Raw genomic sequence first — 13,750 nt, 5'->3', positions numbered from 1 at the left:
CGAATTACCAGCGCATTATAACGCTAGTTCGTGGGGATGGTTCCAGAGAAGCGCTGCGAATTACCTCAGACGGCTTGGCTCTGCGGATAGAAGCGTTCCGCAATGCGTTCTGACGCCGAATAAGCCTGAGTGACGATCTCAGGCACGAGATCGATGTCCGGCAGGCTGCCGAGGCCGAGAGGACCGACCGCAAAAACCCCGTCGACCGACGAGCCGTCGTCCAGGAACGTTTCGCCGCATGCATTGACCGCCAGGCCAAGCGCGAGCTCGTCAGGCATGGCGAGCCGCGCCGCGAACAAGCTTTGAATCAGAGGAGCAGAAAGATCCGGCGCATGGCAGCGGCAATCGATGATGCGTTCGGCATGGATGACTTCTTCGCTCGATGAACCGGACGGCGTGAAGAACAGGCCGCTGAGACCTCGACGCCCGGCGCGGCCGCGCCTGAGCACCGTACTGCCCTCGGCAAGCTCCTGCTTGAGGCGCAGATGCATCGCCTCCGGCAGGCGGTTGCGGTGACTGTCATAGATTGCCCGCAGATGCCGGTTGAACTGACGCTTCTGACGCGCTGGCAGCGATCGCCAGAGCGAACGGGCGTGCCTGCGAAGGCCGTTCATGATCGACTGCCAGCTTCGCCCCTCCTCTTCCGCTTCGCGGCAGGCGTGGCGGATGAAACTGACGATATCGGGCAGGCTATGCGGTAGCGCCTCGGCCGGGAAGACTGGATCGGCGGAGTTCGGCGTATGGCTCTGCGGCAGGAAACCGTGCCGTGAAATGATCGTTATCTGGCCGGTGTAACCGCCATCGCGAAGCTGCAGCAGTTGGTCCACGACGCGAATGCCGCTGCCGAGCAGAACCGTATGCGGCCGGGCGACAAGGCGCTGCGCCCTGACCGGTGAAACCTCCGGCTCTTCGTGAGGTCGAGGCAGGCCGTAACCTGTCGCGAGAATCACGATATCGAAAAGCGGATTGGACGGATTGGCACTTTCAAGCAGGAACCGGCTGCCATGGCTCCTGCGGATTGCCACAACCGGATCATGGCAGACCTGGACGGTGATGTCCCGACGGGCGGCGAGCGCTTCGGAAAAGCGCTGGTAGACGTAGTCGCTGAAGATTTCCCTGGGTACGAAGATTTGCCGGAAGCCGGGGATGGCGGCTGGTACGGCGGCGCGGAATTCAGCGTTGCTACAGAGCCAGTCATTGAAATCATCAGGATCGCCGAGCGAAACGGAGAGATCACGCACACGCGTATTGAGGATGGTCGAGGATCTTGTCGACGCCAATGCCTGGCCGCCATTGACCGTGGAGTTCGGATCGAAGAGCTGGAGGTGGAAAGGCGTGCGCACGGTGCGCATCAGTGCCACTGCCATCATCATACCGGAAAAACCGCGGCCGACGATCGCAATGCGCGGTACGGCTGAAATCTGGGCGGCCGCATTCGCCTTGCCGGAAAAAAGTCCCTGAACCGTCATCTCAACTCCCTTGCGGCTCATCCGCACGTGTCTCGATCGAGGTTTCAACGCAGGATATCTGAAGTCATGCGTTGGGCAGGTTCATGCGGCCATTCAAAACGTTCGCCGCCAAATCTGGGTCGGAAAAGGCATCCTCGCCCGACCTATAGTCTATCAAACTAGTCGTGTATGAAAGCGCGAAAAGCACAAGGTGGCAAGAAGTTTATTTTACCACCTGCCTAACACCTTGATCCAAAAAGGAAACGCGACCGGCCTATGCGAGGATTTCGACAGTGAAGGAAAAGCGTGCGGTTTCGCCCGATGCAAGCACGTTAGTGTAGGGACGGCCCTCCAGATCGTCGGGACCGCCGTTTTCGGCGGCTGTCCCGTGCCAGGGCTCGACGCAGAGGAAGGGAGCGCCGGGCTTGGTCCAGAGCGCCAGATTGGGAAGTTTCTCAAAGCTGAAATGTATGGACGGACCGCCTTCAGCCTCATAACGCAGCCCGGGGCCAGCGCCTTCCGGGAAGATCATCGCGTCCTCCTCGAACATAGAATGGTCGAGCACGAGGCTGCCGGACTTGAAGGGTGAAGCAAGTTTCTTCGGCGATATCAGACCGCCTTCGAGCCGGACGAGTGCCGGCTCGGCGCCATTGTCCAGAGAGACTTTATGCGGCTTGTTCGCAGCATCCGGCAGCGGCCAGACGAAAGCCGTATGAAAGCCGAGACCGAAAGGCATCGGCCTAATGTCGCGGTTGGTGACTTCGGCGGCAACGGTCAGCGCCTGACCTTCGACGCTATGGATAACGGCCAGCCGGAAATCGAAGGGATAAACCGCCTTCGTGGCCTCTGAAGCGACGAGCTCGTAACGGCAGCTCGTTTCGGACGAGGATGCCAGCGCAAATTCGCTGCGGCGGGCAAAGCCGTGCTGGGCCATCGACGCCCTGTGACCGCCAACCTTCAGGATGTCATTCGGCGCCTTGCCCACCATCGGGAACAGGATCGGCGAACGGCCGCTCCAGAAGGCGGCGTCACCGTTCCAGATCCAGGAGCGGCCGTCGCTCGATGTCAGCGCCTGCATTTCGGCGCCCAGCGAGGAAACGTCGACGGTGAGAAACTGATTAGCAATCCGGACCGTGGATGACATCGAACGCCTCTTCGTGCTGGTTGGCGAGCGGACCATACATGCCTGGCACGCGGATTTCCACCGGCGTTGCGCCGCTTCCAAATTTTCGTCTTCCGGCGGAAAACTACGCCCGCTGCGTGTATGCGAGGCGCGTCAACGCAGCGTCATCGGCCAATGCGAAGGAGGCTCACGTAAAAATAACCAACTGGTGAATTCTTTACTTGAACCCCCTGTTGGAATCGGCAAAAGTGGATGCGCTATCAATCCCTTCATGGATTTGCCGTCTTTCCGGGCCACCTGTGTCCGAGCACACATCTATTGGAAAAATACCGTGAGCAGCGATGCGTCCATACGCGCGATGAAGCCTTCGGCTTCGATGGCGCTTGCAACCGCGGCAGGGTGGGGCAAAGGCCTCTACACGCTGTTCCGCATCACCGTAATGGCCTTCCGTCATCCCTGGCAAGCAGGCCTCGCCATCTGCGCGACCCTGATCGCCTCCACCTTCCAGCTTCTGATCCCTCGCCTGCTCGGCCAAGCGGTCGACCATACGCAGGTGGCGCTCCATGGCGGCACAATCGGGCAGCAGGCGCAGGATGCGCTTCTGACGACGGCGCTGCTGCTGCTCGGCGCCAGCGTCCTGCGCGGCATCTTCACGATGATCCAGAACTACTACAGCGAAGCGGTCGGCCACCACATGGGCTACGAACTGCGCCTCGCCTGCTACGAAAAGATCCAACGTCTCTCCTTCTCTTTTCATGACAGCGTGCATTCGGGCGACCTGATAACGGTCGGCCTGCTCGATCTGGAAGGCGTGCGCATGTATTTCTCGACGGCGCTTGTGCGCGTCTTCCTGCTGACCATGCTGATCGGCATCGGCGCATACATGCTGCTCTCGACCGACGTCCTGCTCGGCCTGCTGGCGCTCTCGTTCGTGCCGTTCGTCGGTTGGCGCTCTTCTGTGACCCAGCTTCGCTTGCGCGCCACCTGGCTTGACCTGCAGCAGCGGTTGTCGGTGCTGACGCGCATCATGGAAGAAAATCTCGGCGGCATCCGCGTCGTGCGCGCTTTTGCGGCCCAGGACCACGAACTATCGAAGTTCGACGAGGCATCGAAGAACGCGTTGGAGCTTGCACATCAGCGTGTCGGCATCCGCGTCGTCAACACCAGCGCCATGACTTTTTCCTTCTTCGTGGCCATGGGACTGGTGCTGTGGGTCGGCGGCAGCAAAGTGCATTCCGGCCAGATCACCGTCGGTACGCTGGCCTCCTTCCTGACCTTCATGACCATTCTGCAAATGCCGGTGCGGCAGCTCGGCCTGATGGTCAACGCCTTCGCCCGTGCTTCGACCTGCGGCACGCGCCTCTTTGACCTTCTGGATCTCGAAATTGCCGTGCGCGACGCCCCCGATGCTAGGGAGTTAAAGGAGACGGAGGGCACGCTGCGCTTCGAGAATGTCAGCTTCGCCTATCCAAGTTCGCCGATGCACGAGGTTCTGCATGACGTGAGCTTCGAGGCGAAGCGCGGCGAAACGGTCGGCATCGTCGGGCCGCCCGGCAGCGGTAAGTCGACACTCGCGCACCTGATCCCACGCTTCTACGATGCGACCGGCGGTAGGATAACCATCGACGGGCAGGATATCCGTAAGGCGACGCTGCAGTCGCTGCGCCGCTCCGTCGCCGTCGTGCAGCAGGATTCCTTCCTGTTCACCACGACGATCGAAAACAATATCGCCTATGGCGACCCTTGGGCCAAGGAAGGCCGCATCGAGCGGGCCAGCGAAAGCGCGCAGCTGCACAACTACGTGCTCGGCCTGCCGACCGGCTACGGCACGGTTGTCGGCGAACGCGGCGTATCGCTCTCCGGCGGCCAGCGTCAAAGGCTTTCCATCGCCCGCGCGCTGATGCTCAAACCTGCCGTGATGGTGTTCGACGATTCGACCGCAGCAATCGATGCGGCAACCGAGCAGCGCATCCGCAGCGCCATGCGCCGCTACGCCGCCGATCGCGTGACGATCATCGTCGCCCATCGCCTGAGCTCGCTGATGCATGCCAACAAGATCTTCTTCATCGAGGACGGACGTATCGTCGAGCAGGGCACGCATGACGAGCTCCTGGCGCTCGGCGGCCGCTACAAGGCACTTTACGATTTGCAGGTGCGACCGGGCGACGACGCTTTGAGCGCGTAAGAAACCGGCGCAGGAGGAAACAAGATGGCCGAGGAACTGGAAACCGAACGCTCCGACGTTCGCGAGGATGGCAGACGCCCGCCAAGAGCAGTCGTCGGCTCGCAGCGTGTAGAAGAGGAAATCTTCGGCAAGGTCTTCGATTCCAACATCGTCAAGCGCATCTGGGCCTTCGTCCATCCCTACCGGCGCGATGTCATCCTGTCGGTGATTTCCGTGCTGGTCTTTACCGGCATGCAGCTTCTCATTCCGCTGATTATCCGCTACGCCATCGACCATGGCATGCAGCCGGACGACAATGGCTCAGCACTGACCTTAGCGATCGTCGCCTTCCTGATCGCCATCCTCATCAACTACGGGGCCAGCTATTTTCAGGAAACGTTAGTCGGCGGCGTAGCGGAAAACGTGCTCTTCGATATCCGCAAGGCGATGTTCTCCCATCTTCAGCGCGTGTCGCTCTCCTTCATGGATAAGACTGAGATCGGCCGGCTGATGTCGCGCCTGCAGGGCGACGTCAATTCGATGCAGGAATTTCTGGAAACCTGCGTGCTGTCCGTCGGTGATATCTTCCTGCTCTTCGGCATCGTCTTCGTGATGCTCTATCTCGACTTCAAGCTCGGCCTCCTGACGCTGTCCGTGCTGCCGGTACTCTTTGTCGTGCGCCTGTTCTGGCTGCCGCTCGCCCGCAAGTCTTTCATGGCAGCGCATGAGACGAATTCGGTCGCGAATGGCGCGCTTGCCGAAGCGATCCATGGCGTGCGTGCCGTCCAGAGCATGGATCGGCAGGAGGTCAACTTCACGCTTTACGACGACAAGGCGCATGCCAACCTGCTGACACATCTGACGGCGGCCCGATACGCGCAGATCATGGTGCCGATCGTCGATACGCTGACAGGTATCGCCATGGCGCTCGTCATCGTCGTCGGCGGTGCGCGCGTATTGAACCAGGCGCTCGACGTCGGTGTACTCGTCGCCTTCCTCTTCTACATCCAGCGCTTCTTCGACCCTATCCGCTCGCTGACGTTGCAATATTCGGTCATGCAGCGCGCCATGGCCTCGGGGCAGCGGCTGACCGACGTGCTCGACGTGCCGATCGAAATCAAGGATGCTCCGGATGCCAAGGTGCTCTCGCCCGACATGGACGGCTCCGTCGAATTCCGCGATGTCGTGTTCGGGTACAACCCCAAGCAGCCGGTGCTCAAGCATGTGAGCTTCAGGGTCAATCCCGGAGAGACGGTCGCCCTTGTCGGCCCGACGGGTTCGGGCAAATCGAGTTGCATGTCGCTGATCCACCGTTTCTACGAGGTGCAGCAGGGACAGGTGATGGTCGGCGGCCATGACGTGCGCGAACTCACTCAGGATTCGCTCGGCCAGCAGATAGCCATGGTGTTGCAGGAACCCTTCCTCTTCACCGGCACCGTTTTCGAAAATATCCGGTATCATAAGACGGAAGCCACACGTGAGCAGGTGATCGAGGCCGCCAAGGCCGTTGGTGCACATGACTTCATCATGCGTCTGCCCCAGGGCTATGACAGTATGCTCGGCGAGCGCGGCGGCAATCTTTCGCTCGGCCAGCGCCAGCTTCTTTCCTTTGCCCGCGCACTAGTGGCCGACGCCAAGATCCTCGTGCTCGACGAGGCGACGGCCAATATCGACAGCTATACCGAAATGCTGATCCAGAAGGCGCTTGTGAAGCTGCTCGAAAACCGCACCGGTCTCGTCATCGCCCACCGTCTGGCAACGATCCGCGAAGCGGACCGCATCATCGTGCTGCAGAACGGCGAGATCGTCGAAAGCGGTAATCACCACCAGCTCATGAAAAACGGCAAGCTTTACTCAAAGCTCTATAACCTCAACTACGCATCCTTCGACGATATTCCCGAGGACGTGCTGGAAGAAACGGTGACAGAATCGGCGACCTGATGCCGGCAGTTGCGATTGTGCGTTTGATCCACCGAATTCGCGCTGAGGATTTCAGTGCAAAATATAAATTGAGGGCCTACCTACCGTTTTCTTGGCCTGCTTGCCTCAAAAGGTGCAAGATTTGAACGAACAAACGCCGCCGTGGAGCATTTTATGTTCGATAGGGGCGATCTGCGACTAAGGAGAATGTCATGAAGAGAATTGTTAGCAGTCTGTTGATCGCGACGGCCCTTGTGGGCTCGGCTATTCAGCCTGCTGCCGCACGCGATCATCACCATCACAACAATACCGGCCGCATCATTGCCGGCGGCGTTGCTGCCGGTGTCGTTGGCGGCTTGATCGGTGGTGCGCTTGCCAATAGCGGCCCTCGTTATGTCGAGGGTCCTCGCTATTACGATGCAGGCCCGCCGCCGCCGAGATGCTGGTATGAAGATCGTGATGTTCGCAACCGTTACGACGGCGGCTATCATACCGAAACCGTTCGGGTCTGCGACTAACGCCCGAGATACCCGCTAGCGCAAATCATTGATGCGGCGTTGATGTGTTCAACGCCGCTGCTTTTTCGCTTTCTCGGCCGAGGCTACATCACTGTTCCGGCTATGCTCCTCAAATATCGGCGAAAACTGCCGATAATTTTGCTCGTGGCTCATTCGGCCATGAGAAAAATCCTGCACCTGTCATTCGCCTGCACAGAGTCCCTCAGGCGCCGCGCGGCACGGTATCGTGCTGCTTGCGCGTCATCACCGTGGCGACGACGAAGACGAGCAACGCACCGGCAGCGAGACAGGCAGCCAGGAAGAACATCGGCGCAATCGTGCTTCCTGTCTCGTCCCTGATCCAGGGCACGACGTTCTGGGCGACGAAGCCGCCGAGATTGCCGACGGAATTGATGGCGGCAAGGCCGGCGGCAGCACCTGCGCCCTTCAGGAAGCGGGACGGCAGGCTCCAGAAGACCGGCTGCGGCGCGAAGATGCCGGCCGCGGCAATGCAGAGGAAGATGAACTGCAGCGTGTTGTTGGGAACGAGCGCCGAGAGCAGCAGGCAGGCCGCGCCGATGAAGGCGGGAATGACGATATAGGGCGTCTTCGCCTTCACCTTGTCGGCGGCAGCCGGGACCGCCCATAGCGCGATCGCCACCAGCATCCACGGGATTATGTTGAGGAAACCGTTCACGGTATTGCTGACGCCGAAAGCCTTTACGATAGTCGGCAACCAATAGCTAAGACCATAGGCGGCCAGTGGAAAGGCGATGTAGCAAAGCGCCATCAACAGGACGCGCGGATCGGTCAGCGCCTTGAAGCCGTTTTCCGCATTGTGATCCATGCCGGAATTTTCGGATGCTAGCCGATTTGCGAGCCAGCTCTTCTCCTCGTCGCTGAGGAAATCTGCGTCTTCAGGCCGGCCATTGAGATAGAAGAAGGTGACGATCCCGGCGACGACGGCCGGAATACCGGTTGCCAGGAAAACCCATTGCCAGCCGGCATGGCCGAGAAAACCGTCGAGATCAAGCAACATGCCGCCAACCGGCGCGCCAACGGCATTGGCAAGCGCACTGAAGATCATGAACAGCCCCACCATGCGGCCGCGATAATCCGCCGGGAACCAGAGCGTCAAAAGATAAAGGACGCCTGGAAAAAAGCCTGCTTCGCAGACGCCGAGGAGGAAGCGCAGGATGTAGAACATCGTCGCGTTCTGAGTATAGGAGAGCAGGATCGTGACAATGCCCCAGGAAACCAGGATGCGCGCGAACCAGACACGCGCACCGAATTTGTCGAGGAACAGGTTGCTCGGCACTTCAAAGAGGAAATAGCCGATAAAGAAGAGCGAGGCGCCAAGCCCATAGGCATATTCGCTCATGCCGAGCGCGTCGACCATTTGCAGCTTGGCATAACTGACGTTTTGACGATCAATATAGGCAATAAGATAAAGGATTCCGAGGAATGGCATGAGCCGCCAGGTGATCTTCGAGATCAACTGCTGTTCGTTGACCATTGCAATTTCTCCAAATGATTGTTGCTTTTCTCTTTGATAGATAGCCGCGTCGGGGCAATTATCAATCATAGCGAACGGATAGGGACCGCTATTAGATTGACAAGCGATAGCTCGCCAGTCATGCCTAAAAGAGCGGAAGTCATCCTTCCTGCCGTATCTCCAGAGAGATCATAATGACCCTGCTCTCCCCCCGCGATTTCTTGGCCAGCCTGTTTTCCGCAGCCGTGCGCGCCGCCGATCCGCTGACCGGCATCACCGCGCATCTGCCGAAAAAACCAAAGGGCAAGACAGTCGTGGTTGGCGCCGGCAAGGGTGCAGCGCAGATGGCACGCGCCCTGGAAAGCGTATGGAAGGGGCCGCTCGAAGGCGTGGTCGTCACCCGCTACGGCTATGGCTGCGAAACGCGGCACGTCGAGATCATCGAAGCCGCCCACCCGGTTCCGGATGCAGCCGGCCTTATCGGCTCCAGGCGGCTGATGGAAGCAGTCGCAGGATTGGGCGAGGACGATCTCGTCATAGCCCTGATCTGCGGCGGCGGCTCGGCACTGCTGCCTTCCCCGCCCGAAGGCCTGACACTGCAGGATGAGATCCTGCTCAACGAACTGCTGCTCGCCTCGGGCGCGCCGATCTCGGACATGAACGTCGTACGCAAGCATCTCTCCACCATCAAGGGCGGGCGATTGGCCGCCGCGACCAAAGCCCGTGTCGTCAGCCTGATCGTCTCCGATATTCCCGGCGACAACCCCGCCCATGTCGCCTCGGGTCCGACCGTTCCCGACAACTCAACCCGGCATGACGCGATCCAGATCATCCAGCAATACAGCCTCAAGCTGCCGCAGGCGGCCATGGATCATTTGAGCTCTCCAAAGGCCGATGCACCGCGGCCGGACGACCCGGTCTTTGCCCGTCACGAACATCACATCATCGCCTCGGCCAGCGTGTCGCTCGAAGCCGCTGCCGAGTCCGCCCGCGCGCAAGGCATTGCGCCGGCGATCCTCTCGGATTCCATCGAGGGGGAATCGCGCGATGTGGCACTGATGCATGCGGCAATCGCCCGGGAAGTCGCTGGACGCGACCGGCCGTTCAAAAGGCCGGTCGTCATCCTCTCCGGCGGCGAAACGACAGTGACGTTGCGCACCAGGGGGGGCAAAGGCGGGCGCAACAGCGAATTCGCATTGGCCATGGCGCTGGCGATCGACGGTTATGACAGCGTTCACGTGCTTGCCGCCGACACCGATGGTATCGACGGCTCGGAAAGCAATGCCGGCGCCTTTGCCGACGGCAGCACGGTCAAGCGGCTGCGCGCCGCAGGCTTTGGCCCGCGCCATGTGCTGGATACCAATGACAGCTATTCCGGCTTCAAGGCCATCGGCGACCTCTTCGAAACCGGCCCGACGGGCACCAATGTCAACGATTTCAGAGCCATCCTGATCGTCTGACCGCTCCTCCATAGGAGAATTGTGCTGCCCGCCGATTTACCGATGCGTTCTCGGATAGGGATTCGGTTCCGGTGGCGTCCAGCTGGCGAGTGCAGCAGGATCGGGCTTCCATATTTCGACCTTCAAAGGATAGCAGGCGGCCTCGTCGCTTGAATGGCCTGTGCCGCAATCGCCGCCCGGGCAGGCCGACAGGGCACCAAGAAGATCGATCTCAGCAAAGAACTCGATGAAATCTCCCGGCCTGACGGGACTCGCCTTCATGAAATATTGGTGCGTGTCCCTGGTGAAGCCGGTGCACATGAAGACGTTGAGGACGTCATGCACATGTATCTCGGCTTGCTCGACCGACATGCCGCTCTCGGCGGCTAGCGCCCGCGTCAGGTTCGAATGGCAGCAATGATGATAGTCGCTATCCTTCAGCAATCGGTTGGTATAGGGATCGCAACGCGTGCCGATGACATCGTGAATGCCGGCGCCATCGTCGTCCCATCCGTACCAGCCAAGGCTGTCATAGGTGATGGTCGCCATAGGGCGCAGGTGCGGCAGCGTGCTCCAGAGACGATCGCCGACCCCGACATGGGTTGCGTGTAGAGCCCGTGTCTTGCCGCTGAAAAACCGTTCGGTGAGATCGGCAGCGTTCCAAAGATTGAGGTCACCAACCTGCGGACCGTCGATACTGACGATGCGAAAGAAATGCCCCTGCGGAACGTGGAAGCTGCCCGCCTTGCGCGGTGGCACAATCACCTCGCTGATCTTCGTCAGCGTTTGGCGGGCGGCCTCGAGCAGACGGAGATCGGCGGAAGGCAACGTTTCGACGGGATAGACGACGACGGGCGGTGCTGACCGCCGCTCGGCCGCGTCAGATGGAATTGGCACTATCGACTGCTCCGACATCCGGTTGGTTCCGCTCCGCTTGCGGTCGTCGGGTGCTGCGCCCGGTGACACGCGATAAGTCGCCGAGCACTCTTAGCAGGGCTGCGCCATTGGGCAACCGAGATGTTTCTTGCCCTATGGGAAAGTTTTGCTTAGTCATCCTGAAATGAGAAACCTTCCCCTCGCATCACTGCGGGCATTCGAAGCTGCCGCACGCCACGAAAGCTTCGTCAGGGCGGCTGCCGAACTGAACCTGAAACCGGCCGGCATCAGCCAGCACGTTAGGGCGATGGAGAATTGGCTCCGCATGCCCTTATTTTTGCGTCATAGCCGGGGCGTGACGCTGACGGCCGCAGGCAGGGAATTCGGCGCAGCCGTTACACATGCGTTGGCGCATATCGAAGTCGCCGCCCGGCAGTTGAGGCTGGAAGCAAACAGCCGGCCGGTCAGCGTTGCATGCATTCCCTCCATGGCGGTGCGATGGCTCATTCCGCAGCTGCCTAGGCTGAGAATTACTTTCCCTCATATCAGGATCAACATCGTCTATGCGCTGGATGCCAGGACGCCCGAAGCGGCAGGTGCCGATCTCCTCGTCTGCCACGGCGTGCGGCCGGAATCCGGTGCCATCAAGCTCCTGGATGCCGAAACCAGACCAACCTGTTCGGCAGAATTCCTCGCCCGGCATGGCCCCTTTCACACGCCAGCTGACCTGCTTGGCTGCGAAATTCTGCACGACGAGACGACCGATGCCTGGGCGCGCTGGATGTCGGGCGCCGGCATCCATTCCGCGCCGAAGGCCGGACCTGTTTTTGCCGACTTCAATCTCATGATCGGCTCGTTGATCAGCGGCCAGGGTATCGGCCTTTGCCCGACAGCGCTGATTGCAGAAGAGATCGCGGCGGGTTCGCTCGTCTCCCTCTTCGAGAGGGCTTCCGATTTGGACAAGGCCTACTGGCTCATCGAAGCAAGAGGCCTCTCGCGCGAGGCGAGAATGCTTCGCGATTGGCTGCTTGCAGCAAGGCAGGACGAGAGCTGACGGCCGATCAGGCCTTGGCGCGCTTCCGAACAGGCAAATCCGGAGGTGTCACTCGCCAGATGTTGCGACCGTCCGCCTTGGCGCGATAGAGCGCCCGGTCCGCCTCCTGCATGAGCGTTTCGCGGTCCACTCCCGCAGCAATGCCGATGCTGATGCCGAGCCGTATGGCAAGACCATTGATAATAAAAGGCTGCTCGAAGGCGCCGATGCAGCGCTCGGCGAGATCAATCGCTTCGCCTCTTTCTCCCGTCATCAGGATTGCAAATTCATCACCCCCGAGGCGGGCGAGCAGATGACCTCGCGCATGCATCTGCAGCCGATGGGCGACATCTTTCAGCACGTCATCTCCGGCAGCATGGCCAAACGTGTCATTGACGGGCTTGAATCCATCCAGATCCAGACAGCAGATGATGACCTTTTCCCGGTCCTCCGATGCAAGGGCTTTTTCGAGCGCCTTGTAGAATTGCATCCTATTTGGCAGGCCAGTGAGAATGTCGTGATGGGCCAAACGATTGGCTTCGGTCTCGGCAAGAACTCTGTCGCTGACATCGGCCACGGTGAGCAGCAGCCGATGCTCGGCTCCCTCCTGGAGCTGACGGATATAGATCAGCACGTGGCGCTCCGATCCGTCCCGCGTCGTCTGTCGCCAGATCGTGCGGGCATCACAGACACGGTCGAGATGGAGAAGGATTTTCTCGAATGCTTCGAGGTCGCCGTCGACATGCATGTCGCAAGCTCGCTTCGACAGTAGCGTTGCTGGTAGGAAACCATAAAAATCAACGGCTGCCTGGTTGGCCTGAAGAATGGCGAGACTATCGCCATCGCACAAAAGCATGGGCATGGGATTGGCGTTGAACAATTGGCGAAGCCAGTCTTCCCGCTGCTTGAGGCCGGTAATATCGATGCGCATGCCGATCGCGCCGCCGTCGGGCGTGCGCCGGTCATCGTGGCGCAGCCACCGGCCATCCCGCAACTGCTGCTCTTCTTGCGAAACCGGCTGACGAAATTTCTGCATGCGGGCGCTGAACCATGCCTCCTTGTCCTCGACGAGCTCGCGCATCCCGTCGCCGGCGAGGCTGGTCCTCAATATATCCTCAAAGGCGACCCCGGGCCTAAGATGTTCGGCTATATCAGCGTAAAGCTCAGCATATTTCTGGTTCCAGAGAACATAGCGGTCGTTGGCATCGAACACGCAGACCGCCTCCGGCAGCATCTCGATGACATAGCGCAAACGCAGATTGGCCTCCCGCGCCGCGTAACCTGCAGCGCGCTCGTCATCCACCGGCTCGAAGAAAGCAACCGTGACCGTCTCCATACCTGTCGGCCAGTTCATGACCTGTACGCTGTATAGTCGACGCTGACCGGAATGATCGCTGATGAAGACAGTGGAGACACCTGAGAGCAACGGCCATTCCGGAATGAGGTCGGCAATATCGACGGCGGCGAGCCTGTCTTCGAGATGGAGGAGATGCCCGGCTCCGGTATTGGCAAAGATAACGCGACCGGTGGTGTCGAGCACAAGCACCGCCATCGGACAGGCTTCCAGGAATGCGAGGATTTCAGCGCCAAGCACCATTGGTCCAACCGTAAAGTCGCATCAGCAGATCTTTCGGATGTGACTTTAACAGCGGAACGTAAAGGAATGTAACCAAGTCTCACAGCGCAATAATTCCACACATACTCTGAAGCAAGACAAGGTTTATGCAAAGTTAACAGAAGATCCTGATGTCATTT

At 59.9% G+C, this 13,750-nt stretch carries 10 protein-coding genes; 5 read left to right on the top strand and 5 right to left on the bottom strand.

The window, feature by feature from the left end:
* Positions 1-65 precede the first annotated feature (65 nt).
* Both FHT78_RS08680 and FHT78_RS08675 read right to left on the bottom strand, forming a co-directional pair.
* Positions 66-1,469: an FAD/NAD(P)-binding protein gene (locus FHT78_RS08680; protein ID WP_183742584.1), complete on the bottom strand. Its 1,404-nt coding sequence runs from the start codon at positions 1,467-1,469 to the stop codon at positions 66-68.
* A 253-nt stretch (positions 1,470-1,722) separates the two neighbouring features.
* Positions 1,723-2,592: an aldose 1-epimerase family protein gene (locus tag FHT78_RS08675; RefSeq protein WP_183742582.1), complete on the bottom strand. Its 870-nt coding sequence runs from the start codon at positions 2,590-2,592 to the stop codon at positions 1,723-1,725.
* 310 nt (positions 2,593-2,902) lie between these two features.
* Between FHT78_RS08675 and FHT78_RS08670 the strand changes: the two genes are divergently transcribed.
* The 3 genes from FHT78_RS08670 to FHT78_RS08660 all read left to right on the top strand — a co-directional run bounded on the left by FHT78_RS08670 (position 2,903) and on the right by FHT78_RS08660 (position 7,173).
* A complete protein-coding gene (locus FHT78_RS08670; RefSeq protein WP_183742580.1) occupies positions 2,903-4,756 on the top strand; it encodes an ABC transporter ATP-binding protein in 1,854 nt (617 codons plus the stop codon).
* Between the two features lie 24 nt (positions 4,757-4,780).
* Entirely contained in the window at positions 4,781-6,676 is a 1,896-nt protein-coding gene (locus FHT78_RS08665) for an ABC transporter ATP-binding protein (protein WP_183742579.1), read from the top strand.
* A gap of 191 nt (positions 6,677-6,867) precedes the next feature.
* Entirely contained in the window at positions 6,868-7,173 is a 306-nt protein-coding gene (locus FHT78_RS08660) for a hypothetical protein (RefSeq protein ID WP_183742577.1), read from the top strand.
* Between the two features lie 202 nt (positions 7,174-7,375).
* Here FHT78_RS08660 and FHT78_RS08655 read toward each other — a convergent pair whose 3' ends face one another.
* The gene (locus FHT78_RS08655) at positions 7,376-8,668 is read right to left on the bottom strand and encodes an MFS transporter (protein WP_183742576.1); all 1,293 of its coding nucleotides are present in this window, start codon (positions 8,666-8,668) and stop codon (positions 7,376-7,378) included.
* 173 nt (positions 8,669-8,841) lie between these two features.
* Between FHT78_RS08655 and FHT78_RS08650 the strand changes: the two genes are divergently transcribed.
* Positions 8,842-10,107, top strand: coding sequence for a glycerate kinase (locus FHT78_RS08650; protein WP_183742574.1), 1,266 nt, complete (start codon positions 8,842-8,844; stop codon positions 10,105-10,107).
* 36 nt (positions 10,108-10,143) lie between these two features.
* Here FHT78_RS08650 and FHT78_RS08645 read toward each other — a convergent pair whose 3' ends face one another.
* Positions 10,144-11,001, bottom strand: coding sequence for a DUF1989 domain-containing protein (locus FHT78_RS08645; protein ID WP_183742572.1), 858 nt, complete (start codon positions 10,999-11,001; stop codon positions 10,144-10,146).
* A 145-nt stretch (positions 11,002-11,146) separates the two neighbouring features.
* Here FHT78_RS08645 and FHT78_RS08640 point away from each other — a divergent pair, with 145 nt between their 5' ends.
* Positions 11,147-12,016 carry a LysR substrate-binding domain-containing protein gene (locus tag FHT78_RS08640; protein ID WP_183742570.1) on the top strand — a complete coding sequence of 290 codons (870 nt, stop codon included), beginning with the start codon at positions 11,147-11,149 and terminating at the stop codon, positions 12,014-12,016.
* A 7-nt stretch (positions 12,017-12,023) separates the two neighbouring features.
* On the opposite strand, the gene FHT78_RS08635 is transcribed toward FHT78_RS08640, so the two are convergent.
* Positions 12,024-13,592: a diguanylate cyclase gene (locus tag FHT78_RS08635; protein WP_246715198.1), complete on the bottom strand. Its 1,569-nt coding sequence runs from the start codon at positions 13,590-13,592 to the stop codon at positions 12,024-12,026.
* Positions 13,593-13,750 lie beyond the last annotated feature (158 nt).

The sequence above is a fragment of the Rhizobium sp. BK196 genome, assembly GCF_014193255.1.
Taxonomy (GTDB): Bacteria; Pseudomonadota; Alphaproteobacteria; order Rhizobiales; family Rhizobiaceae; genus Rhizobium.
This window is presented reverse-complemented; position numbering and strand designations above follow the sequence as displayed.

Excerpts from the sequence above, each read along its gene's own strand:
- FHT78_RS08680 (WP_183742584.1), bottom strand. The coding sequence starts at position 1,469 with ATGACGGTTCAGGGACTTTTTTCCGGCAAGGCGAATGCGGCCGCCCAG.
- FHT78_RS08675 (WP_183742582.1), bottom strand. The coding sequence starts at position 2,592 with ATGTCATCCACGGTCCGGATTGCTAATCAGTTTCTCACCGTCGACGTT.
- FHT78_RS08665 (WP_183742579.1), top strand. The coding sequence starts at position 4,781 with ATGGCCGAGGAACTGGAAACCGAACGCTCCGACGTTCGCGAGGATGGC.
- FHT78_RS08660 (WP_183742577.1), top strand. The coding sequence starts at position 6,868 with ATGAAGAGAATTGTTAGCAGTCTGTTGATCGCGACGGCCCTTGTGGGC.
- FHT78_RS08655 (WP_183742576.1), bottom strand. The coding sequence starts at position 8,668 with ATGGTCAACGAACAGCAGTTGATCTCGAAGATCACCTGGCGGCTCATG.
- FHT78_RS08650 (WP_183742574.1), top strand. The coding sequence starts at position 8,842 with ATGACCCTGCTCTCCCCCCGCGATTTCTTGGCCAGCCTGTTTTCCGCA.
- FHT78_RS08645 (WP_183742572.1), bottom strand. The coding sequence starts at position 11,001 with ATGTCGGAGCAGTCGATAGTGCCAATTCCATCTGACGCGGCCGAGCGG.
- FHT78_RS08640 (WP_183742570.1), top strand. The coding sequence starts at position 11,147 with ATGAGAAACCTTCCCCTCGCATCACTGCGGGCATTCGAAGCTGCCGCA.
- FHT78_RS08635 (WP_246715198.1), bottom strand. The coding sequence starts at position 13,592 with ATGGTGCTTGGCGCTGAAATCCTCGCATTCCTGGAAGCCTGTCCGATG.